Annotated in this window: 20 protein-coding genes; 12 read left to right on the top strand and 8 right to left on the bottom strand. The window is 64.5% G+C overall.

Going from position 1 to position 21,210, the window contains the following annotated elements; all coding sequences use genetic code 11:
- Nucleotides 1–72 precede the first annotated feature (72 nt).
- Nucleotides 73–837 carry a 16S rRNA (uracil(1498)-N(3))-methyltransferase gene (locus tag AC0L3X_RS19775; RefSeq protein ID WP_063985618.1) on the top strand — a complete coding sequence of 255 codons (765 nt, stop codon included), beginning with the start codon at nucleotides 73–75 and terminating at the stop codon, nucleotides 835–837.
- A 56-nt stretch (nucleotides 838–893) separates the two neighbouring features.
- Here AC0L3X_RS19775 and AC0L3X_RS19780 read toward each other — a convergent pair whose 3' ends face one another.
- Nucleotides 894–1,742, bottom strand: a complete 849-nt coding sequence (locus tag AC0L3X_RS19780) for a helix-turn-helix domain-containing protein (RefSeq protein WP_223153846.1) — start codon at nucleotides 1,740–1,742, stop codon at nucleotides 894–896.
- A 172-nt stretch (nucleotides 1,743–1,914) separates the two neighbouring features.
- A complete protein-coding gene (locus tag AC0L3X_RS19785) occupies nucleotides 1,915–2,367 on the bottom strand; it encodes a hypothetical protein (protein WP_223153845.1) in 453 nt (150 codons plus the stop codon).
- A gap of 254 nt (nucleotides 2,368–2,621) precedes the next feature.
- Between AC0L3X_RS19785 and AC0L3X_RS19790 the strand changes: the two genes are divergently transcribed.
- The 6 genes from AC0L3X_RS19790 (at nucleotide 2,622) to AC0L3X_RS19815 (ending at nucleotide 8,143) form a co-directional block, all read left to right on the top strand.
- A complete protein-coding gene (locus tag AC0L3X_RS19790) occupies nucleotides 2,622–2,840 on the top strand; it encodes a hypothetical protein (RefSeq protein ID WP_354099992.1) in 219 nt (72 codons plus the stop codon).
- Nucleotides 2,841–3,035: 195 nt separating this feature from the next.
- Entirely contained in the window at nucleotides 3,036–4,187 is a 1,152-nt protein-coding gene (locus AC0L3X_RS19795) for an ATP phosphoribosyltransferase regulatory subunit (RefSeq protein WP_028157923.1), read from the top strand.
- 3 nt (nucleotides 4,188–4,190) lie between these two features.
- Nucleotides 4,191–5,168, top strand: a complete 978-nt coding sequence (hisG, locus tag AC0L3X_RS19800; protein ID WP_063985620.1) for an ATP phosphoribosyltransferase — start codon at nucleotides 4,191–4,193, stop codon at nucleotides 5,166–5,168.
- Nucleotides 5,169–5,253: 85 nt separating this feature from the next.
- A complete protein-coding gene (locus AC0L3X_RS19805; protein WP_063985621.1) occupies nucleotides 5,254–6,300 on the top strand; it encodes a glycosyltransferase family 2 protein in 1,047 nt (348 codons plus the stop codon).
- Nucleotides 6,297–7,142, top strand: a complete 846-nt coding sequence (locus AC0L3X_RS19810) for a ChbG/HpnK family deacetylase (RefSeq protein ID WP_063985622.1) — start codon at nucleotides 6,297–6,299, stop codon at nucleotides 7,140–7,142. Before AC0L3X_RS19805 ends, AC0L3X_RS19810 begins: the two co-directional genes overlap by 4 nt.
- 125 nt (nucleotides 7,143–7,267) lie before the next feature.
- Nucleotides 7,268–8,143 (top strand): DUF2076 domain-containing protein, encoded by an 876-nt coding sequence (locus AC0L3X_RS19815; RefSeq protein ID WP_063985623.1) that lies wholly within the window; start codon nucleotides 7,268–7,270, stop codon nucleotides 8,141–8,143.
- Between the two features lie 73 nt (nucleotides 8,144–8,216).
- Here the strand turns inward: AC0L3X_RS19815 and AC0L3X_RS19820 are convergent, their stop codons facing one another.
- Nucleotides 8,217–9,032, bottom strand: coding sequence for a L,D-transpeptidase family protein (locus AC0L3X_RS19820; RefSeq protein WP_354132200.1), 816 nt, complete (start codon nucleotides 9,030–9,032; stop codon nucleotides 8,217–8,219).
- Nucleotides 9,033–9,346: 314 nt separating this feature from the next.
- On the opposite strand from AC0L3X_RS19820, the gene AC0L3X_RS19825 reads away from it, so the two are divergent.
- Nucleotides 9,347–10,126: a protein phosphatase CheZ gene (locus AC0L3X_RS19825; protein ID WP_063985625.1), complete on the top strand. Its 780-nt coding sequence runs from the start codon at nucleotides 9,347–9,349 to the stop codon at nucleotides 10,124–10,126.
- 189 nt (nucleotides 10,127–10,315) lie between these two features.
- Here AC0L3X_RS19825 and AC0L3X_RS19830 read toward each other — a convergent pair whose 3' ends face one another.
- Nucleotides 10,316–10,837 (bottom strand): hypothetical protein, encoded by a 522-nt coding sequence (locus AC0L3X_RS19830; protein WP_063985626.1) that lies wholly within the window; start codon nucleotides 10,835–10,837, stop codon nucleotides 10,316–10,318.
- A gap of 329 nt (nucleotides 10,838–11,166) precedes the next feature.
- Here AC0L3X_RS19830 and AC0L3X_RS19835 point away from each other — a divergent pair, with 329 nt between their 5' ends.
- The 3 genes from AC0L3X_RS19835 (at nucleotide 11,167) to AC0L3X_RS19845 (ending at nucleotide 14,558) form a co-directional block, all read left to right on the top strand.
- Nucleotides 11,167–11,463 carry a co-chaperone GroES gene (locus AC0L3X_RS19835; RefSeq protein WP_014491914.1) on the top strand — a complete coding sequence of 99 codons (297 nt, stop codon included), beginning with the start codon at nucleotides 11,167–11,169 and terminating at the stop codon, nucleotides 11,461–11,463.
- 108 nt (nucleotides 11,464–11,571) lie between these two features.
- Nucleotides 11,572–13,203: a chaperonin GroEL gene (gene groL, locus AC0L3X_RS19840; RefSeq protein WP_063985627.1), complete on the top strand. Its 1,632-nt coding sequence runs from the start codon at nucleotides 11,572–11,574 to the stop codon at nucleotides 13,201–13,203.
- A 143-nt stretch (nucleotides 13,204–13,346) separates the two neighbouring features.
- Nucleotides 13,347–14,558, top strand: a complete 1,212-nt coding sequence (locus AC0L3X_RS19845) for a hypothetical protein (protein WP_063985628.1) — start codon at nucleotides 13,347–13,349, stop codon at nucleotides 14,556–14,558.
- Nucleotides 14,559–14,704: 146 nt separating this feature from the next.
- On the opposite strand, the gene AC0L3X_RS19850 is transcribed toward AC0L3X_RS19845, so the two are convergent.
- Nucleotides 14,705–15,103 carry an META domain-containing protein gene (locus AC0L3X_RS19850; RefSeq protein ID WP_063985629.1) on the bottom strand — a complete coding sequence of 133 codons (399 nt, stop codon included), beginning with the start codon at nucleotides 15,101–15,103 and terminating at the stop codon, nucleotides 14,705–14,707.
- A 242-nt stretch (nucleotides 15,104–15,345) separates the two neighbouring features.
- Entirely contained in the window at nucleotides 15,346–17,010 is a 1,665-nt protein-coding gene (locus AC0L3X_RS19855) for an L-lactate permease (RefSeq protein WP_063985630.1), read from the bottom strand.
- A 307-nt stretch (nucleotides 17,011–17,317) separates the two neighbouring features.
- On the opposite strand from AC0L3X_RS19855, the gene AC0L3X_RS19860 reads away from it, so the two are divergent.
- Entirely contained in the window at nucleotides 17,318–19,081 is a 1,764-nt protein-coding gene (locus AC0L3X_RS19860) for an ABC transporter ATP-binding protein/permease (protein WP_063985631.1), read from the top strand.
- 258 nt (nucleotides 19,082–19,339) lie between these two features.
- Here AC0L3X_RS19860 and AC0L3X_RS19865 read toward each other — a convergent pair whose 3' ends face one another.
- Nucleotides 19,340–20,371: a TorF family putative porin gene (locus AC0L3X_RS19865; RefSeq protein WP_063985632.1), complete on the bottom strand. Its 1,032-nt coding sequence runs from the start codon at nucleotides 20,369–20,371 to the stop codon at nucleotides 19,340–19,342.
- Between the two features lie 451 nt (nucleotides 20,372–20,822).
- A complete protein-coding gene (locus tag AC0L3X_RS19870) occupies nucleotides 20,823–21,197 on the bottom strand; it encodes a histone (RefSeq protein ID WP_071909499.1) in 375 nt (124 codons plus the stop codon).
- Nucleotides 21,198–21,210 lie beyond the last annotated feature (13 nt).

A 21,210-nucleotide genomic window follows, 5' to 3' on the forward strand; every position in this document is an offset into this window, starting at 1 on the left:
CCGATTTGGCAATATTTACCCCCGAAATGGCGGCTTTCGGTTAATAACGGCGGCAAATTGGACCTTTGAACGATGCCCTCCCACGATTTTCGTGCCCCCCGCCTGTTTGTCGATGTCCCCCTTGCCCAGGACGCCAGGGTTCCGCTCGACCGCGACCAGAGCAATTATCTCGGCAATGTGCTGCGGCTTACCGCCGGGGCCGAGGTTTTGGCGTTCAACGGCCGCGACGGCGAGTGGCAGGCCGCGATCGAAGGCCGCAAGCGGCCGGACGGCCTCGTCATCCTCCAGCAGGCCCGGCCCCAGGACCGGCTCGCTGACCTCACCTACGTCTTTGCCCCGCTCAAGCATGCCCGGCTGGACTACATGGTCCAGAAGGCCATCGAAATGGGCGCTGCCACGCTTCAGCCGGTCCTGACCCGCTTCACCCAGGCCTCCCGGGTCAACACCGAGCGGATGCGCGCCAATGTCGTCGAGGCCGCCGAGCAATGCGGCATCCTCAGCATCGCCACGGTCGCCGAGCCGGTGCCGCTGGACCGGTATCTCAGTCAGCGCCCTGCCGACCGGCTGCTCATCTTCTGCGATGAAGCGGCGGAGGTCCAAAACCCCATTCAGAGCCTGCAAGACGCGCGCGAAGCCGGACATGACCAAGGCAGCGTTGGCATCGACGTGCTGATCGGCCCCGAAGGCGGCTTTGCCGAGGAGGAGCGCGCCCTGCTGTTGCGGCAGCCGAAAATCCTGCGGCTGGCGCTGGGACCCCGAATCATGCGGGCCGACACGGCCGCGGTGGCGGCGCTGGCGCTGGTGCAGGCGGTGCTGGGCGACTGGGGCGGCACCTAACCTAGTCAGGCGAACCTAAGGTCGATTCACGCGCGGCGGCTCTACAGGTTCGCGCTTTAGATGACCTCTCGCTTCGACCGATGCAGGGTCTCGGACGGCAGCTCTCCGAAAGCCGCCCTATAGCTCGCTGCGAACTCGCTCAGATGCCAGAAGCCATGGCCGATTGCGCAGGCCTTCACACTGCGACGAGCCGGGCCGGTGCGCAGCTGCTTTCGTACCGACCAGAGGCGCAAGACCCGGCTGTAGCGATGAGGGCTCATGCCGCAGATGGCCTGCGTCGCACTCTGGAGGGTCCGAACGGACACTCCCACCCGCTCTGCCAGTTCGGTCGTCTTGTGCCAGATCGCGAGATCGTGGCGGATCAATCGTTCCATCTCTGCGACGATCCGCTGATAGCTGTCCGTCGTGGAGTGCATGGGCCCGCGCTTCACGTTGGACCGAATGGCAGCATCCATTGCGGCGAACAGGGATTGTTCGACCGCCGTTCGCGACGTCGGCTCGTTCAGGAAGTCTGGATCATGTGCCGCGGTTTCAAGCGTCGTGGAAATCGAGCCATGCAGGGAGGCAAGTACTTCCGATGCCGGACTCAGCAAATGATAGCCGTCATCCAGCTGAGACCAGGGCTCGCGCTCGGGCGGGCTGAAATAGGCGACAGCCCACAAACGCCCCGCCGGCTCATAGACCAGGCAATCGGATCTCCCCTTGAGAACGAGTATGGAGCTGCCAATTGATTGCCCGTTGATGCGGGTGGAGGTCACATGGTCCATCGGCACCGCCACCGCGATGGCGTGCGCCAGATCATAACCGCGGATGATCCGCGGGAAGGTCTTCACCAGAGACAGCGTCAGGACCGGCAGGCTGAGCTGGGCACGCTTGATTGCAGTCGCCCCCGCCGACAGCGGCATGCTGGATGCGCCGGCATATCTCTCACTCTCTCCGAAATGATCGATGTCGTACGATCGGAGCTCGAGAGCCGCGGATGGCTTGAGGCCCTGAAACGACAGCAAGCCGTCTAATGCTGTTCTTTGCGTTCCATCGCGAGCAGTATCGAGAAGGCTTTGATCCATATCCTGCCGCTTACTTCGCCTTCCTTGTCGATGCAGCGCCCTTGGGGGCACGCAGATCATCCGGCCCGTTGATGCCGGCGCGCTTGAGATCGCGAAGCAGTTTTGTGAGCAGCAGCATATTAGTCTTCTGCAGTTCGTGATTGTTTCCAAACCTGAATGCGTTCTGCTCGGTCACGATGAGCCCGGCCTTGGTTTCGGCGAGAATCTTTCGTCTCTTAAGTCCCGTCACGCGACGGCGAACCGTCTCGAGCGGCAGGCTGAGGAAGCGAGAGAGCGCCGCGCGGGACACCCCTTGCTTGATCGCATCCGGCTCGACCGCGTGAATGCTGGAGAATCTCTCGTCCAGCGACGGATCGTTCATCACATTGATCACGTTTGCGTTGAGAATCGCATGAACGATCAATAGGTCCAGCGGATCGAATTCGTCGTAGTGCCGGAACAGCTCGCTGATCGAAAACAGCATATAGGCCAGCGTGTGTCGCGAGACCGTCCGGATAGCATCTGATGCATTGCGCATGAATCGAAACCAACATTCACATTGTAAGCGAAGGCAGCAGCGAACGGGTCATCCGCCATACCCAATATGAGTATGCGACGACTTGCCTGTCCTCCTCAATTTCTCAATGTGACGTTGAGCTTGCGGTTGCTGCATTGAGTCGCATGCCCGGACAGGAATCAGCGACGGGCAATGAGGCTGTCGCGCAGGACGACATGGCCATGGACGACGATGTTGCATCGGACAGGCGGCGACGCGAGGAGCTAGGGCTCATCAAGGCATTTCTCGGCATAAGGGACCCGAGCAGGAGGCAGAGAATTCTCGAGCTTGCCGAGGAGCTCGCAGATCACGCCGCGTCCGAAACCGCAGGGATTGCCTTCGCCTCGACCGATGCATCGCTTGGCGATGCGCCCAGAGATCTCCCTGGCCAAACTGAGTGAAAGCCAGGCCCCTCCCGCCCTAGGTATTAAAATACCTAAAATACTTTCTGACAGATCGCTGCGTCCCGCCTCCAAAGCCGTTAAGCGATTGATCCTTTGGAGGTCGAAACCGCTTTCGCGCCATGCTAAGGCCTGCGCCAATTCGCCTCCCTTCTTTCGCCCTGCCCGGTTCCACCGGGACGATGGACCCCTGTTATGACCGCGACTGCCACCTCAAATGCTGCCGGCTCCGCCGCCTGGGCGGACACGCTGCTCTTGTCGTTCGCGCAGGCCGGCTATGTCAGGGCCGAGCCCGCGATCCTGCAACCGGCCGAGCCGTTCCTGGACCTCTCCGGCGAGGACATCCGCAAGAGCCTGTACCTGACGACGGACCTGTCCGGCGAAGAGCTTTGCCTGCGCCCGGACCTGACCATTCCCGTCGCCCGCGACTACCTCACCTCGAGCCGCGCGGGCCAGCCGGCCGGGTTCAGCTATCTCGGCCCGGTGTTCCGCTACCGCAGCGGCCAGGCCAGCGAATTTCTGCAGGCCGGCATCGAATCGTTCGGCCGCCAGGACCGCGCCGCGGCCGACGCCGAGATGCTGGCGCTGGCGCTGGAAGCGACCGCAGCCTTCGGTGTCCGCGATGTCGAGATTCGCACCGGCGACGTGGCGCTGTTCAACGCCCTGCTCGATGCGCTCGACCTCTATCCGGTCTGGCGCCGCCGCCTGGTCAAGGATTTCAACCGCAAGATCAGCCTGGAAAAAGATCTGGAGAAGCTGGCGGCCGCGACCACCGCGACCCGCAGCGAATATGAGGGTGTGCTGGCCGCGCTCGCCGGCTCCGACCGCAAGGCGGCGCTCGCCTTCGTCACCGATCTGATGTCGATCGCCGGCACCACCAATGTCGGGGGCCGCACCACGGCCGAGATCGCCGACCGTTTCCTCGAGCAGTCGACGCTGAAGGGCGGCGCGCTGCCGCGCGAGGCGATCGCCGTGCTCAAGCGCTTCCTGTCGATCGCAGGCAATCCCGACGATGCCGTCGCCGAGCTCCGCGCGCTCACCACGGACGCGAAGCTCGACCTCAGCGCCGCCGTCGACCAGTTCGAAAGCCGGGTCGGCTTCATGGCCGCGCGCGGCATCGACGTGAAGCAGACGCGCTTTTCGACCGCGTTCGGACGCGGCCTCGACTATTACACCGGCTTCGAATTCGAGCTGCATCACAGGGGCAACGGCGCCGAGCCGCTGGTCGCCGGCGGCCGCTATGACGGGCTGATGACCCAGCTCGGATCGGCCGAGCCGATCCCCGCGGTCGGCTTCTCGGTCTGGGTCGACGCGCTGACCCGGATCGGTCGCAAGGTGGGAGCTTAAGTCATGAGCGCGCCATTCGTCCTGGCCGTTCCCTCCAAGGGCCGCCTGCAGGAAAACACCGAGGCGTTCTTCGCCCGCGCCGGGCTCAAGCTGTCGAAGGCCGGCGGCGCGCGCGACTATCGCGGCACGCTCGCGGGCCTCGACAATGTCGAGGTCGCCTATCTCTCGGCGAGCGAGATCGCATCGCAACTGTCGCGCGGCTTCGCGCATCTCGGCGTCACCGGCGAAGACCTGGTGCGCGAGAACATCGCGGATGCCGACAAGCGCGTGTCCCTGATCGACGGGCTCGGCTTCGGCTATGCCGACGTCGTCGTCGCGGTGCCGCAGGCGTGGATCGACGTCCGCACCATGGCCGACCTCGACGACGTCACCACCGGCTTCCGCGAGCAGCATCACATGCGGATGCGGGTCGCGACCAAGTTCATCAACCTCACCCGCACCTTCTTCCAGAGCCACGGCATCACCGATTACCGCATCGTCGAAAGCGCGGGCGCGACCGAAGGCGCGCCGGCGGCCGGCAGCGCCGAGCTGATCGTCGACATCACCACGACCGGCGCGACGCTCGCCGCCAATGGCTTGCGGGTGCTCGACGACGGCGTGATCCTGCGCAGCCAGGCCAATCTGGTCGCCTCGAAGGATGCCGACTGGTCGCCGCAGGCGCGGGAGACCGCGCGCGTCATCCTCGATCACATCGCAGCAAGGGCGCGGGCCAACAAATACCGCGAGGTCCGCACCCGCTTCCAGCAATGCGACGCCGCCCTGCTCGGCGAAGCCCACGAGCGCTTCGGTGTCGAAGCCCCGTTCGGCGGGCCGACCTCGTCGGGCATGCTGACGCTGCACTGTCCGCCGGGTCAGCTCTATGCGCTGGCGAGCTTCCTGCGCGAGCATGGCGCCGAGACCGTCTCGGTGGTTTCGCTCGACTATGTGTTCGACCGGGAGAACCCGCTGTTCGCCAAGCTCGAGGCATTCCTGCGGCAGTGAGCCTCAGGTCCGTTCAGCGTAGCGACAGCAAACGGCAGCTACCATATGCTGTTGAGAACCATGGACGCCTCTGGAACCTTGATCAATGACGCTGGGCTCTGACGTTTCCGGCATGACGACCACCGCGGCCAGTGCCGCCGCGAAGGGGTTGTCGATTGTCGTCCCCGTCTACAACGAGGCGGCGGGCCTCGCCGCCCTGCACCAGCGCATTTGCGATCTCGCCAAGACCTTGCAGCAGCGCTATCGCTTGCGTTGCGAAGTCGTCTATGTCGACGACGGCAGCGCGGACGCGACGCTCTCGATCGCCCGGTCGCTGCCGGCCGACGCGGTCGACGTTCAGGTGGTGTCGCTGTCGCGCAATTTCGGCAAGGAAGCCGCGCTGATGGCCGGCCTCGACCATGCCCGGCTCGGCGCCGTGATGTTCATGGACGGCGACGGCCAGCATCCGCCGGCCCTGGTCGAGCAGCTGGTGCGGCACTGGATCGAGGACGGCTATGACGTCGTCTATACCGCCAAGGCGCATCGCGACAACGAGCCCTTCCTGCGCCGCGTCGCCGTGCGCGGGTTCTATTCGCTGATCAATTGGGGCGCGCGCCAGAAGATCCCCGAAGACGCCGGCGACTTCCGCCTGCTGTCGCCGCGCGCGGTCGCAGCGCTCAGGCAGCTGCCGGAGCGCAACCGCTTCTTCAAGGGCCTCGCGAGCTGGATCGGCTTCCGCCAGATCCGCGTCGATTACGAGCCCGCGCCGCGCACCCATGGCGTGACGACCTTCAGCGCCGCGCGCCTGCTCGGTCTTTCGATCGAAGGGGTGACCTCGTTCTCGGTGGCACCGCTGCGCTTCGCCAGCCTGCTCGGCGTGATCCTCGCCGGCGGCGCCTTCCTGTTCGGCCTCTCGATCCTCTGGGAAGTCTGGACCACGGGCAAGCAGGTGCCCGGCTATCCCTCGCTCGTGATCGGCCTGATGACCATCGGCGGCGTGCAGCTCATCATGATCGGCATCGTCGGCGAATATATCGGCAAGATCCTGTCCGAGCTGAAGGCGCGCCCGATCTACTTCGTCGCCGAGCACAGCGAAAAGCATTTCGAGACCGGGAAGGCCGACGACGCCTCGAAGAGGACGGCCGCCGAATGAGCGCGGCCGCGGGCCTGCGGCGGATCTGGCTCTGCGCCGACGATTACGGCATCAGCCCGGGCGTCAATCGGGCCATCCGCGACCTGATCGAACGCGGGCGTCTCAATGCCACCTCGGTGATGATGGTGGGACCGGCGATCGAGCGCGGCGAGATCGAGGCGCTCCAGACGGCGGCGAAAGCGAGCCCGCGCTGCGCGATCGGCTTGCACGTGACATTGTCGGCGCCGTTCCGGCCGCTCACCATGCATTTCCGACCGCTGGACGGCGACATGTTCGTGCCGTTCCCGAAGCTGCTGCGCGCCGGCCTTGCGCGCCGGCTCGACCGCGAATTCTTTCGCAATGAGGTCAAGGCGCAGCTGGCGGCGTTCGCGGAAGCATTCGGGCGCGCGCCCGACTTCGTCGACGGCCACCAGCATGTGCAGCTGTATCCGCAGGTGCGTGACGGCTTTGTCGATGCGGTCAGCGAAGCCGCGCCGAAAGCCTGGGTCCGCCAGGGCGGGCGCGACCTGCCGCTCGTGCAGCGGCTGGCCTCACCAAAAGCCATGGTGCTCGATATCCTGAGCGCGCAATTCCGCCGCCGCGCCGCCAGCGCCGGCCTCGGCTTCAATCCCGGCTTTGCCGGCGCCTATGATTTTACGCGCGAGGCCGATTTCGGCGCGCTGATGCGGCAGTTTCTGGAAGGCCTCCCCGATGGCGGCCTCGTGATGTGCCACCCCGGCTTCGTCGACGATGTCCTCACCGGCCTCGATCCGATGACCGACGTCCGCGAACGCGAGCATGCTTATCTTTCAGGCGATGGGTTTGCGCGCCTGCTGGCCGACAGCGGCGTCACGCTGGGGTGAAACCGGCGGAAAGCAAGCCGCTGGGCAGCTTGTCGCATACCGAAATTTAATCCGGCCGGCACTGTTGGGGCCACAATGGAACCCTACATCTGCCTCGCGCTTGGTTTGAGCGAGGGAGACTGATCATGACGCCGCAGGAACGCCAGCTCGTCGACGAGCTTTTCGACCGGCTTTCGAAACTGGAAAATGCACCGCGGGATCCCGACGCGATCGCCGCGATCTCCGACGGGCTGCGCAAGGCGCCCGGCGCGGTCTACGCACTGGTGCAGACCACGCTATTGCAGGACGAAGCGCTGAAGCGTGCTCATAACCGCATCCAGGAGCTGGAAGCGGCCCATGCGCCCGAGCAGGCGCAGTCCGGCGGCTTCCTCGATACCATGCGCGACTCGCTGTTCGGCGGAGGCCCCTCGCGCGGCTCGGTTCCGAACGTGCCGCCGCGTGACGCGCGGCCGGTCTGGAACACCGGTCAGGCGATGCCGCAGACGCAGCCCGGTTACGGCGCGCCGCCTCCTTATGGACAGGCCTACGGCCAAGGCCCAGGTCAAGGTCCCGGTCAAGCTCCGGGTCAGGGCTATGGCGCTCCGCCGATGGGCGGTGGCGGCGGCTCGTTCCTCGGCACCGCGGCGGCAGCCGCGGCCGGCGTCGTCGGCGGCTCGCTGCTGCTCTCCAGCATCCGCGGCATGATGGGCGGATCGCACCAGCAGGCCTTCGGCGACACCAACGCGCTCGGCGACCGCAGCGCTGGTGGAAGTCCCTGGGGCGGCAGTGACCAGTCCGGCGGCTCGCTCGCGCGCGATGCCGGTCTCAACGACATCGGCTCCAACCGCGACCGCGACGACGGTTCCCGCCAGGGCTTCACCGACCAGGCGTCGAACGACCGGGACAACAACAACAACGATCAGAACTACGACGACAACGACCACGACAACGGCAATATGGACGTAGCCGACGACGACAGCGATTTCGGCGGCGGAGACGATGGCGGCAGCGACTACGCGTGAGGCTGCCCGATCAGCGCGACAAACAAAAACGGCCGCCCGGGAGGCGGCCGTTTTCATGTCGAGCGTCAGACGATCACATCACCACGACCTTGGTGCCGACATTGACGCGGCCGTAGAGGTCGATGACGTCCTCGTTACGCATGCGGATGCAGCCTGAGGAGACGTTGGTGCCGATGGTCCAGGGCTCGTTGGAGCCGTGGATGCGGTAGAGCGTCGAGCCAAGATACATCGCCCGCGCGCCCAGCGGGTTTTCCGGGCCGCCTTCCATGTGCCGCGGCAGGTCGGGCCGGCGCGCGATCATTTCCGCCGGCGGCGTCCAGTCCGGCCATTCGCGCTTGGCCGTGATCGACTTCACGCCGGACCAGGTGAAGCCGGGACGGCCGACGCCGATGCCGTAGCGCATCGCCCGGCCGTTGCCCTCGATCAGATAGAGGAACTTGTTCGGCGTATCGACCACGATGGTGCCGGCAGTTTCCTTGCCGCTATAGTCGACGGATTGCTTCTCGAATCTCGGATCGAACGGACGCTGGCGCGGATCGACCGCCTCCTGCTGGAGACCTGCGCCTTGCTGATATCCACCCTGCATCTGCGGCTCGCCCATCGGTGGCAGGCGGCGCTGGTCGTAATAGCCGGGCTGCTGCTGATAAACCGGCTGCCGCGGCGCGTAGGCCGGGCCGCGGCCGGGACCGTCACCGAACAGGAACTCGATGAAGCCGCCGCCCATATTCGCATTGGAGGCGACACGCACCGGCGCCGGCTGCACCTGCGGCTGGTAGAGCACCGCGGGCGGATCGTTCGGCACACTATTGTCGAAGGCGCTGGCGCTGTTCGCGCCGGCAATGAAGGTGCAAGCGCTGCCGAGCAGCGCGACAGACATTTTCTTGAACATCGACGTACTCTGTACTGTTTCGTCTAGATCCCATGCGTCGTGCAGAGCCGATGGCTGACCGGCGACCGCGACGTGGTCAATAAAGAGCAAAAGCCGTTTTGTTTGGTAAACGTATCAGCCGTTTCGATTCACCACGTCGCGAGCGAGGGTGCAATTTGGCGATCAGCGTTTATTTTCCATGAACGCCGCAGGCCCATGGTTAATCGCTTCTTTTCGCGCCGTCGCGTGCGGCCGCGCAACAGTTCCCGCTGTGAACCTCGTGTTAAATTGCTTCTGTCTACAAAGACGCGTGAGTGAGGTGGGGGGAGTTCCTGATGGCTATTCACCGCAAACGTTTTCGTGTCGAGGAGGCTATTGTCGGCGAGATGCCCAGCCCCGAAATGATTGAGGAGGCTGCGCCGATGCATAACGAGATCATGGCGGAGCTGCGTGCGATCCGCGCACAGATGGCGAAGGGCACCGTGCCCTTGTCCGGCAGCGCGGCCATGGCGGCGATCGACGCTTCCACCGCCCACGAGCTCTCCGAAGCTCGTACCATGCTCGATACTTACCGGGCGCAGATCGAGCAGTGCGAGAAGCTGAAGGTCGAGCTCGACCTCATCCACGACGCCATCGACCGCACCAAGCGCGAGATCGCGACGCTGCACGGCAAGAGCTTCGACGGCGGCGAGATGGCCAAGGTCAATGGCGAGCTCGGCGCGGTCGTCGGCGGCACCGAGCAGGCGACCCAGCAGATCCTCGAAGCCGCCGAATCGATCGACCAGGCGGCCAGCGCGATGTCCAAGGTGCAATCGGCCGACCAGCAGAAGCGGCTCGCCGACGACATCCAGGAACGCGTCATCTCGATCTTCGAAGCCTGCAACTTCCAGGACCTGACCGGCCAGCGCATCAGCAAGGTCATGACCACGATGAAGTTCATCGAGCAGCACATCAATGCGATGATGGAGATCTGGGGCGGCGTCGACGCGATCAAGGCCCATGTGCCCGCGCCGGCCGACACCCGCAGCGACGACGAAAAGCTCCTCAACGGCCCCAAGCTCGCCGGCGACGTCGGCCACGCCTCGCAGGACGACATCGACGCGCTGTTCGACTGATCGGGCGCGGCATTACGGAAAAACAAAACGCCGGCGAGAGCCGGCGTTTTTGTTTTTGGGGCCATCCCCTCCACTGTCATCGCCCGGCCTTGACCGGGCGATCCAGTATTCCAGAGGCGGCGGTGATTGAGCCGAGAGGCCGCGGCGTACTGGATGCCCCGGTCAAGCCGGGGCATGACGAAGGAGAAACTACGCCCTTGGCGCGCAGCGGACGTAGACCATGTTGCCGTAGCGGGTGGCGGCGTCCTTGTCGATGAAGCGGGTGATCAGGACGCGGCCGTCGAAGGAGACGATCTCGCGGTCCTGCTCGCCGGGGGTGGGACCCGCCGGGCCGATGTAGTTCTTGCCGCTGGGCGAGCCCTTCAGCCGCAGCTCCTGCGGCGTCGCCTGGTCGGCGAGATGCATGATCACGCCGCCGGAGGAACCGGCGGTGATCACGTAGGGATTCTTGCACTGCGCCCGGGCCGCGGCCTCGGTGCGGGCGCGGTCGGCCGGGTTCTGGAACGAGGCGAGACCCCAGCGGCCGACGATCTCGTCGGCGCGGATGCTCGCCGGCATTTCCGGGCCGGTGCCGGGCTCAGCCTCGGGCGGCGGCGAAGACGACGAGAACGACGGCAGGCTCATACCGCCGCCGCAGGCGCCAAGCAGCAGCGCCAGGCAGGAGGCGGCCGCCAGATTGGCAACCGTGCGTGCGTGAGCTGACCTGATCATGACATTCCCCCGAGCAAACCGTCCCCCAAATGAGACCCCGACCGCATCCCTCCTGCAGCCAAGCGCAAAACCGCTGTCGGAGCAATGACGTCCTTTATACGCCAGCGCGACCAATAAGTTTCTCTAGACACGATCCTATATCCGCCTCACCAATCGCTTAACCACCCTTGCTTGACAGGATCGCGGCCAAGCCATATTTCCGGGCGCACTATTAGCACTCGGAAAGCCCGATTGCTAAGCGCGCCGTTCGATCCTCGGCAAGAGGGTGGACGGACGCCGCCCCTACCCACTTCCATTCCTTCCGAAGCGAGCCTCCAAAGGGAAACGTCATGGCTAAATCCAAATTTCGTCCGCTGCATGACCGTGTCGTGGTCAAACGTATCGACGCCGAGGAAAAGACCAAGGGCGGCATCATCATTCCGGACACCGCCAAGGAAAAGCCGTCCCAGGGCGAGGTCGTCGCCGTCGGCCCCGGCGGCCGCGACGAGGCCGGCAAGCTGATCCCGATCGACCTCAAGGTCGGCGACCGCGTGCTGTTCGGCAAGTGGTCGGGCACCGAGGTCAAGATCGACAACGAAGAGCTCCTGATCATGAAGGAGTCGGACATCATGGGCGTCATGGCCTAAGGCCGTCAGCCTGAACAGCCGCTGAATGTCATGCCCGGATCGCGCGATCCGGGCATTCGGTCATTCCGCAAGCGGCAAACACATCACGAAACACGAGGGATTGAAGAAATGGCTGCCAAAGACGTCAAGTTTTCCGGAGACGCGCGCGATCGCATGCTGCGCGGCGTCGACATTCTCGCCAACGCCGTCAAGGTGACGCTCGGTCCGAAGGGCCGCAACGTCGTCATCGAGAAGAGCTTCGGCGCGCCCCGCATCACCAAGGACGGCGTCACCGTCGCCAAGGAGATCGAGCTCGAGGACAAGTTCGAGAACATGGGCGCCCAGATGCTGCGTGAGGTCGCCTCCAAGACCAACGACCTCGCCGGCGACGGCACCACCACCGCGACCGTGCTGGCCCAGGCCATCGTGCGCGAAGGCGCCAAGGCGGTTGCCGCCGGCATGAACCCGATGGACCTCAAGCGCGGCATCGACATCGCGGTTGCAGCGGTGATCAAGGACATTGAAAAGCGCGCCAAGCCGGTCGCCGCCTCCTCCGAGGTCGCCCAGGTCGGCACCATCTCGGCCAACGGCGATGCCGCCATCGGCAAGATGATCGCCCAGGCGATGCAGAAGGTCGGCAACGAGGGCGTCATCACCGTCGAGGAGAACAAGTCACTCGACACCGAGGTCGACATCGTCGAGGGCATGAAGTTCGACCGCGGCTATCTGTCGCCCTACTTCGTCACCAACGCCGAGAAGATGACCGCCGAGCTCGAGGACGCCTACATCCTCCTGCACGAGAAGAAGCTGTCCGGCCTGCAGGCCATGCTGCCGGTGCTGGAAGCCGTGGTGCAGTCGGGCAAGCCGCTCGTCATCATCGCCGAGGACGTCGAGGGCGAGGCGCTGGCCACCCTGGTCGTCAACCGCCTGCGTGGCGGCCTGAAGGTCGCCGCCGTCAAGGCGCCGGGCTTCGGCGACCGCCGCAAGGCCATGCTCGAGGACCTCGCGATCCTCACCGGCGGCCAGCTCATCTCCGAGGACCTCGGCATGAAGCTCGAGAACGTCACGGTGAAGATGCTCGGTCGCGCCGGCAAGGTCGTGATCGACAAGGAGAACACCACGATCGTCAAGGGCGCCGGCAAGAAGCCGGAGATCGAGGCCCGCGTCGGCCAGATCAAGGCCCAGATCGAGGAGACCACCTCGGACTACGACCGTGAGAAGCTCCAGGAGCGCCTCGCCAAGCTCGCCGGCGGCGTCGCGGTGATCCGCGTCGGCGGCGCGACCGAGATCGAGGTCAAGGAGAAGAAGGACCGCGTCGAGGACGCGCTCAACGCCACCCGCGCCGCGGTGCAGGAAGGCATCGTCCCCGGCGGCGGCGTCGCGCTGCTGCGCGCCAAGAAGGCGGTGGGCCGTCTCACCAACGCCAATGCCGACGTCCAGGCCGGCATCAACATCGTGCTGAAGGCGCTGGAAGCCCCGATCCGCCAGATCTCCGAGAACGCGGGCGTGGAAGGCTCGATCGTGGTCGGCAAGATCCTGGAGAACAAGTCCGAGACCTTCGGCTTCGACGCCCAGAACGAGGACTATGTCGACATGGTCGAGAAGGGCATCATCGATCCCGCCAAGGTGGTCCGCACCGCGCTGCAGGACGCCTCGTCCGTGGCCGGCCTGCTGGTGACCACCGAGGCCATGGTCGCCGAAACGCCGAAGAAGGAAGCTCCGCCCGCCATGCCGGGCGGCGGCGGCATGGGCGGCTTCTAAGCCTCCGTTCCGTTACAATGTTGCGAAGGCCGCCTCCGGGCGGCCTTCTTTTTTGCCGACCCTGCCCCTTCTGCTTTCCAATTCAACCGGCGGCCAAAACCCACTACGGTGGCGCGCCGATTCGATTGCGCGAGGATTCATCGATGCGTGCGCTTCTGGTTTGTTCGACAGCCCTTTTGGCGGCCCTGCTTGCCGTCTCGCCCGATGTCGCATCGGCCCAGATGAAGCTGTCGCCGAAGGCCGCGGCGCCGGGCGGGACGGAGACCCGCTATTTCACCTCGATCGACGGCCTGATGGACGGCAATGCCGACGTGATCCTGAAGGAGACGCGGCAGGGCAAGACGGTGACGGCGGCCGTGCTCGACGTCTGCTATCCCGTCGCAAAGAATTCCGACCGCAAGGACCGCTTCGTCGTCAATCTCCAGGTCGCGGGCCAGAACCTGACGGGCACGACGCAGAGCCTCGGCGAGAAGGCGCCCGTCACCGTCAAGCTGCTGCGCAAACAGTCCGGCGACACGTTCGAGTTCCGCGGCCAGATCGCGATCGGCCAGGCCGTGACCGAGGTCACCTCGCCCGACAATTCCGATCTCAGCGAGAAGGAATTTCAGGACAACCAGACCTCCGACGACGGCATCACGCCGCAGCCGAAGGATTTCACCGACGTCTCTCCGGAAGCGATCGCGGTCAAGGTCAAGCTGGATGCGGCGACCGAGTTCCTGAAGAGCCTGAAGGGCCAGGACGTCGAGGTGACGCTGGCGAGCCTGACCGTCGGCTGCGACGCGCTGCGTGCCGGCGAGCAGACCATCAACATGTCGGTCGATCCGGAACGCGCCGGCGCGCTGCTGGCGAAGTTCAAGGCGATGCCCGGCGTCACCGCGGCGGGCTGGACCGCGGGCATGACCGAGATGGACCGCACCATCCGCTTTCCCGCAGCCGACTGGCGCGACGGCGACAAGATCAGCCGTGACAAGCTCGCCTCAGCCGTCGCCGGCGTGATGAGCCGGACGCTTGCGGCAAAGCAGGTCTCGCACAGCTTCAACCCGGCCACCGGCAAGCTCAAGCTCGTCTTCAAGCGACCGAACCAGGATTTTCCGGCACTCGAGCTCACCGACACGATCGAGGTTGCAGGCCTCATCTCGCCCGACAAGCCCGGCACGACCGACAAACTGATGCTTTGGATCGGCAGCCCCTCGACCACGACCGCCGATGAGAGCAGCGGCGCCAAGCTCAATCTCTCGGACGACGCTTCGGCCGACGAGGAAGGCGATCAGCCCGACGACAACGGCTCGATCGAGGCCCTCGCGAAAGAGCTGAAAGGCCAGCGCTGGGACGCCGACAAGTCGGTGTGGAAGTAGGCTCTCGTGCCCCGGACGCAGCGCAGCACGTCAGTGATGCGCTGCTGAGCCGGGGCCCAGAGGCCGCAAGCGAAGTCGCCGATCGAGTCTGGGTCCCGGCTCTGCGCAGCAGCGTTGCACGCTGCAGCGCGTCCGGGACACGAGACCTAATTCCCCGTCGTGCGAAAGCGCAGCGGCTTGGGACCGATCAGTGTCAGTACGTCGCCCTGACGCTTCCAGGTCTCGACGCTGCTGAGCGACGCGACGAGTTCGTCGTCGGCCTGCGCCCTGGCCGGCGGACAGGAACGGTCCTGGATCTGGCCGGGGACGAAGATCACCGTGTTGCCGGCGACCGAGAACTGGCCCTTGCCGCCCTTGCACCAGAGCTCCAGCACGACTTCGCCATTGTCGCCGATCTCGATGTTCGGAATCCGCTTCGATCCCGGCTGCGGCAGGGCCTCCAGCGTCATCTCGGTACCGAACGGAAAACCGTCCTCTGCACGCGCCAGCGTGGACATCGCGAGCATTGCAACCGCCAAACACGCCATCTGCTTTAGCGAAACCATGAGACCTCTCGACCGACCTGATTTGCGGCACCTTCTATAAGACGGCGGCGCCGTTGAGAAGGTTCGCGGAGGCTAAAGCGCGATGAGATTGGGACGAATCGTCATCGTGCTTCAGCTTGTTGTTTGAGCATGATTTTTTCGGAAAACCGCTTCGCACTTTTCCGGATCATGCTTTAGATGCAAAAATCCCCGCAAGGCGGCGAAGCCCTGCGGGGATTTGCGTTGAAGCGTGGCGTGGTCTGCTACTTCAGCACCATCGCCGTGAACGGCCAGACATAGGCCTGCAACGTCACGAACAGGCCGACCAGAGAGGCCAGCACGATCGAGTGCCAGAACACGAAGCGCAGGATCGTGCCCTCATGGCCGTACCAGTTGGTGGCAGTGGAGGCGACGACGATCGATTGCGCGTCGATCATCTTGCCCATCACGCCGCCGGACGAGTTGGCCGCGGCCATCAGGATCGGCGACAGGCCGAGTTGCTCGGACGTGATCTTTTGGAGATTGCCGAACAGCACGTTGGAAGCGGTGTCCGACCCCGTCAGCGCCACGCCGAGCCAGCCCAGCAGCGTGCCGAAGAAGGGATAGAGCACGCCGGTTGCGGCAAAGGCGAGGCCGAGCGTTGCGTCGACGCCGGAGAGCCGCGTCAGCGTGCCGATTGCGAGCATCGCCGAGATCGTGATCAGCGAGATCGCGCAGAGCCGTATGGTGCGGCCGTATTGGATCAGCAGCCTGCCGGGACCGACGCCCATCAGGAAGCCTGAGATGATTGCGGCGATCAACATGCCCGTGCCGGTGAACGAGAGATAGGTGAAGCCGAACACCGCGCTCTCTTTGGTCGGCCCTGGCGCGACCGGCGGCATCTTGTTGATCATCTGATGCAGCTCGGGAACGGGATAGTTCCAGGTGAAGATCGAGTTCGCCCAGGTCTTGAAGCCGCCGTTGCCCCAGACCAGCATCACGATGCAGACGATGATCCATGGCAGCAGCGCGCTGAAGAGCTCGCTCTGCGTCAGCGGCGTCTTATCGAGCGGCTTGGCCGCGGCCATCGTGGCGGCCGATTCATCGCGGCCGCGCAGCGCCGGCGACAGCCAGAGCTGCCTCGGTTGCCAGACCTTCAGGAACAGGATCAGCGCGCCCATAGAGATCAGCGACGCCCCGATGTCGACAATCCAGGGATTGATGAAGTTCGAGATCACGAATTGCGGGACCGCAAACGACACACCGGTGACGAGGATCGCCGGCCAGACATCCTTCATGCCCTTCCAACCTGCGAAGGCCCACACCACCCAGAACGGCACGATCAGAGAGAAGATCGGCAACTGCCGTCCGACCATCGCGCCGAGGATGTAGGGATCAAGCCCGGTGACCGAGGCAAGACCCTGGATCGGCGTGCCCAGCGCGCCAAAAGCGACCGGCGCGGTATTGGCGATCAGCGACAGGCCGGAGGCCGCGAGCGGCGAGAAGCCGAGCCCGATCAGCACGGCGCCCGTGATGGCGACCGGCGTGCCGAAGCCCGAGGCTCCCTCAAAGAACGCGCCGAAGGAGAACGCGATCAGCAGCAATTGCAGCCGCCGGTCCTCGGTGACGCCGCCGACCGCGCGCTTGAGCAGCTCGAAGCGCCCGGTGGTCACCGTCACCTGGTAGAGGAAGATGACGTTGAGAACGATCCAGCCGATCGGGAAGAAGCCGGTCACGATGCCGAGGATCGAGGCGCGGATCGACATGTTCGCCGGCATGGTGAACACGAAGATCGTGATCAGGTTGGCCACGATCACGGCGATGATTGCAGCAATATGGGCCTGGACGCGACCGCTCGCGATCAGGATCAGCAGCGTGACGACGGGTATTGCCGCTGCGATCGTCGACAGCACCGGACTGTGCAGCGGGTCATAGACTTGATTCCACATGGTCTTCCTCCCCCACGCCTGTTGCGGCAGGCGGCCCGCGTGGACAGCCGAGCCTGCTTGACGCTGGAAGCGATAACCCCCGAGCTGGACGCGAATTCCTCGCGAGTGCGGCGGTTCCCGTCCGCTCACAAGCCCGCGAAGTCCCGGAGGCCCCCACCCCGCGCCGTTGTACCCATGCTAGGGTTGCAAGCTGCGACAAGCCAACGCAAATTGCTGAACTTGCGACTTTAGTCTAAGCGCTTTCTGCCGTTGCCACAGCCATTTGGCCTATGGGCGTTGTGCACATCCCCTCAGGAGACAGAGCTCTGTGAAGAACATCAGCGCCACGCTCGCGATCGTCTGGCGAATCGCCGCCCCCTATTTCCGATCGGAGGACAAGTGGGTCGGCCGCGGCCTGCTCGCCGCCGTGATCGCGATCGAGCTGGCGCTGGTCGCGATCGACGTGCTGGTGAACCAGTGGCAGAACCGGTTCTACAGCGCGCTCCAGAACAGCGACTGGGACGCCTTCGTCACGCAGATCTGGATCTTCATCGGCCTCGCCTTCACGGCGATCGCGCTGGCGGTCTACAAGCTGTACCTGAACCAGTGGCTCCAGATCCGCTGGCGGCAGTGGCTCACCCAACACTATCTCCGCGAATGGCTCGACGGCTCGACGCATTACCGCATGCAGCTCAAGGGCGATGCGGCCGACAACCCGGACCAGCGCATCACCGACGACGTCAAGAACTTCGTCGAGCAGACCCTGACGATCGGACTGGGCCTGCTCTCGTCGATCGTGACGCTGTTCTCCTTCGTGATCATCCTCTGGGGCCTGTCCAACGCCGCGCCGCTGCACCTGTTCGGCACCGATCTCATGATCCCCGGCTACCTGTGCTGGGGCGCGCTGATCTACGCGATCTTCGGCACCGCGTTGACGCACTGGATCGGCGCCCCGCTGGTCAATCTCAATTTCGAGCAGCAGCGCTATGAGGCCGACTTCCGCTTCAACCTCGTCCGCGTCCGCGAGAATTCCGAGCAGATCGCGCTGCTCAAGGGCGAGGGTGCCGAACGCGGCGGTCTCTTCCGTCGCTTTGGCTTCGTGATCGGCAATTGGTACGCCATCATGAGCCGGACCAAGCGCCTCACTGCGTTCACGGCGAGCTATCAGCAGGCTGCCGTGATCTTTCCCTACGTGCTGGTGGCGCCAGCCTTCTTCGCCAAGAAGATCCAGCTCGGCGACATGATGCAGACGGCATCGGCCTTCTCGAGCGTCCAGGGTGCGCTGTCGTTCTTCGTGGTGGCCTACCGGGCGCTGGCGGAATGGCGCGCGATCGTCGCCCGTCTCGACGGCTTCGAGATGTCGGTGGCCTCGGCCGCACACCCGCCGACGCATGAGCCGACCATCGGCCTTGCACCATCTGGCAGCACGACGGCGATCGCGCTCAAGCAGCTGCTCGTGAAGCTACCGAACGGTGCGCCTCTGGTCGCAGCCGATGCCTTCACGATCCAACCGGCGGAGCGGGTCTTGGTGACCGGGCCGTCGGGCTCCGGCAAGTCGACGCTTTTCCGGGCCATCGCCGGCGTCTGGCCGTTCGGCACCGGCACCATCGCCATACCCGGGAAATCGAAGCTGATGATGCTACCGCAGCGCCCCTACTTCCCGATCGGCCCGCTAGGCGACGCGGTCATCTACCCGGCAGAACATGGCGCCGTCGCATCGGAGAAAATCCGGGACGCACTCATTGCGGTCGGCATGCCGAAGCTGGCCGAGCGACTCGACGAGGACGGTCATTGGAACAGGACGCTCTCGCTCGGCGAGCAGCAGCGCCTGGGGCTCGCGCGCGCCCTGCTGCACGTGCCGGATTATCTGTTCCTCGACGAGGCCACGGCGTCGCTGGACGAACCATCGGAAGCCCGGCTGTACCGGCTGCTGGCGGAGAAGCTGCCGCAGGCCACCATCGTCTCGATCGGCCACCGCTCGACGCTCGACGCCTTCCACACCCGCAAGGTGGCGTTGGTGAAGGACGGCGAGATCCACGTTCTCGGCAAGGACGGCGAGCCGGCCCAGGCGGAGCCGACCGTGGCGAGCTGAGGCGGCACAACCAAGCCTGAGGCTAGCCTCGACAGGACCTTCGTTGCAGCCATCCTTACGAGACGCCCGCCTCCGGCGGGCTCCTCAGGATGAGGTCTGTCTCGCGGCAAGATCCTAGACCCTCATGGTGGGGAGCGCCGCCCTTACGGCGCGTCTCGAACCAATGCAGGCCGAGCGCTCTCACAGACGACCCTACGCCCAAAGCAAAAGGGCGGCAGATTGCTCTGCCGCCCTCGTTAGGTCGTCTCGGGAAGAAACTTACTTCAGGTTGGTCATCGCCGTCAGGTCGACCGAGAGCTTGGCAACGCCGGCCGCGCTGCACCAGTTGGAGCCGAACGCCGTGCCCGCGTTCGCGCCGCCATTGATCGGCGTCACAAAACCGGGGCTGGAGTTGGTGGCCGAGAAGTCGCTGGTGAAGGCGTTGCAGTTACCCTTCGAGAGGTCGGTGTCGTAGTAGCGCAGATCGAGCGTGAACACCTTGTAGGTGAAGCCGACGCCGACGTTCCAGGTGTTGTAGCTCGGCTCCTTGATGCCGTTGGAGTACAGCGGGTCGCCGGCAATGCCGTAGAAGATGTCGGACGTGCCGAGCCACTGACGGCCGAATTCACCCGACACATACATGCCGACGCCACTGGCACCGAACGTGGTGCTCGGCGCGGTCCACTTGGCGGTGATCGAGGCGTAGTTGCCCCAGGCGCCGAGGTTCAGGAAGTTCGGCGAATAGTACTCGTTGAAGCCAACGACCCACTGATCGTTGATATTGAGATTCAGCTTGGCATAGACTTCGTAGAAGCTTGCGTCCTTCTTGGCGAAGTTGCCGTTGATCGGCAGGCCGATCGCGCCCTGCGAATTGTCGAGGCCGGTGCCGCAATTGCCCTGGGCGAGGGTGCCCTGCGAACCGAAGCAGCTTCCGCCCGGATAGAGGTAGCCCCAGATACCGAAGTCGAAGGCGAACATGCCGAAGGTCGGGCGGATACCGCCGTAGATGTCGACTTCAGCCGCGGCGCGGTTCGGGAACGAGATGCTCTCCGCGGACGCACCGACGTAGAGCTGGAGGTCCTTGTTGACGTTGTAGCGCGGCTCGAAATAGGCGGCGACCGACGGATTGTGGTTCGACTGAGTAACGCCGCGGAAGATGTAATCGCTCATGATGCCGGCGCCGAAGGCGACATCCCAGGGGTCAAAGGCGGGCGGCGGCGGGGCCTTCAGAGCCTTGACCGGCATGTCTGCCGCGAAAGCCGAACCCGTCACCATTGCCAGCGCCGTTGCCAACAAAGCCACTTTTTTCATTTCAATCCCCATCACCAGTTCCACCCAGTCGGTTTCCCGGAAGCCCCCGGGCCGTACGACCTGACTGCAAAATTTCGTTACCGCGACAATCTGGCTGGGAGGATGCGAACCGTGAAGCAAAAATCACGAGCATCTGCCGACTTTTTAGGCGTTCTGACACTTCTACAAAAGGTTGTCCGCCTGTGTTGCTTCTTGATCACATTATTTGCATTCCAAAGTGCACAGAGCCGCCCGGATTAGTACGGGAGCCGCCGGTGCAGTGGTGCCTGTGCCACGAATCGGACTGACGTGAGAAACGACAACCAGACCGCGACCATTGCGACGATACAAAAAGGCCGCAGCGTCACCGCTGCGGCCTTACTGTTGTCGGTCGTTGTCGTCGGGATGGACCCAGCCTTTGCCCTCACCTTGGACCTGACTTTGGGCCTATCCTTGGACCCTACCTCGGGGCCTAACCTTGCCCCTCAGCCGGCGTCGGCTCCGCAGAAGACGAAGGCATCGCCCAGCTTGTCTCGGCGGCGGGCTCCGGAGCCGGAGCCGCCACCGGCGCTGAGGGCTTCGGCGCAGGAGCTGCCTTCGCCTTCTTCGGTGCCGCTTTCTTTGCGGCCTTCTTCGGTGCAGCCGGCTTGGCAGCCTTCTTGGCCGACTTCTTCGCAGCCTTCTTGGCGGCCTTCTTCGGGGCGGCCTTCCTGGCAGATTTCTTCGCAGACTTCTTGGCAGACTTTTTCGCGGACTTCTTGGCTGCCCTCTTCGCGGTCTTCTTCGCCGCTACAGCCTTCTTGGCCTTTTTGGCCTTCTTGCTTTTTTTCTTCTTCGCTTTCGCCATCGTGGTCCTCCTG

The organism is Bradyrhizobium sp. MI1.7 (genome assembly GCF_055811795.1).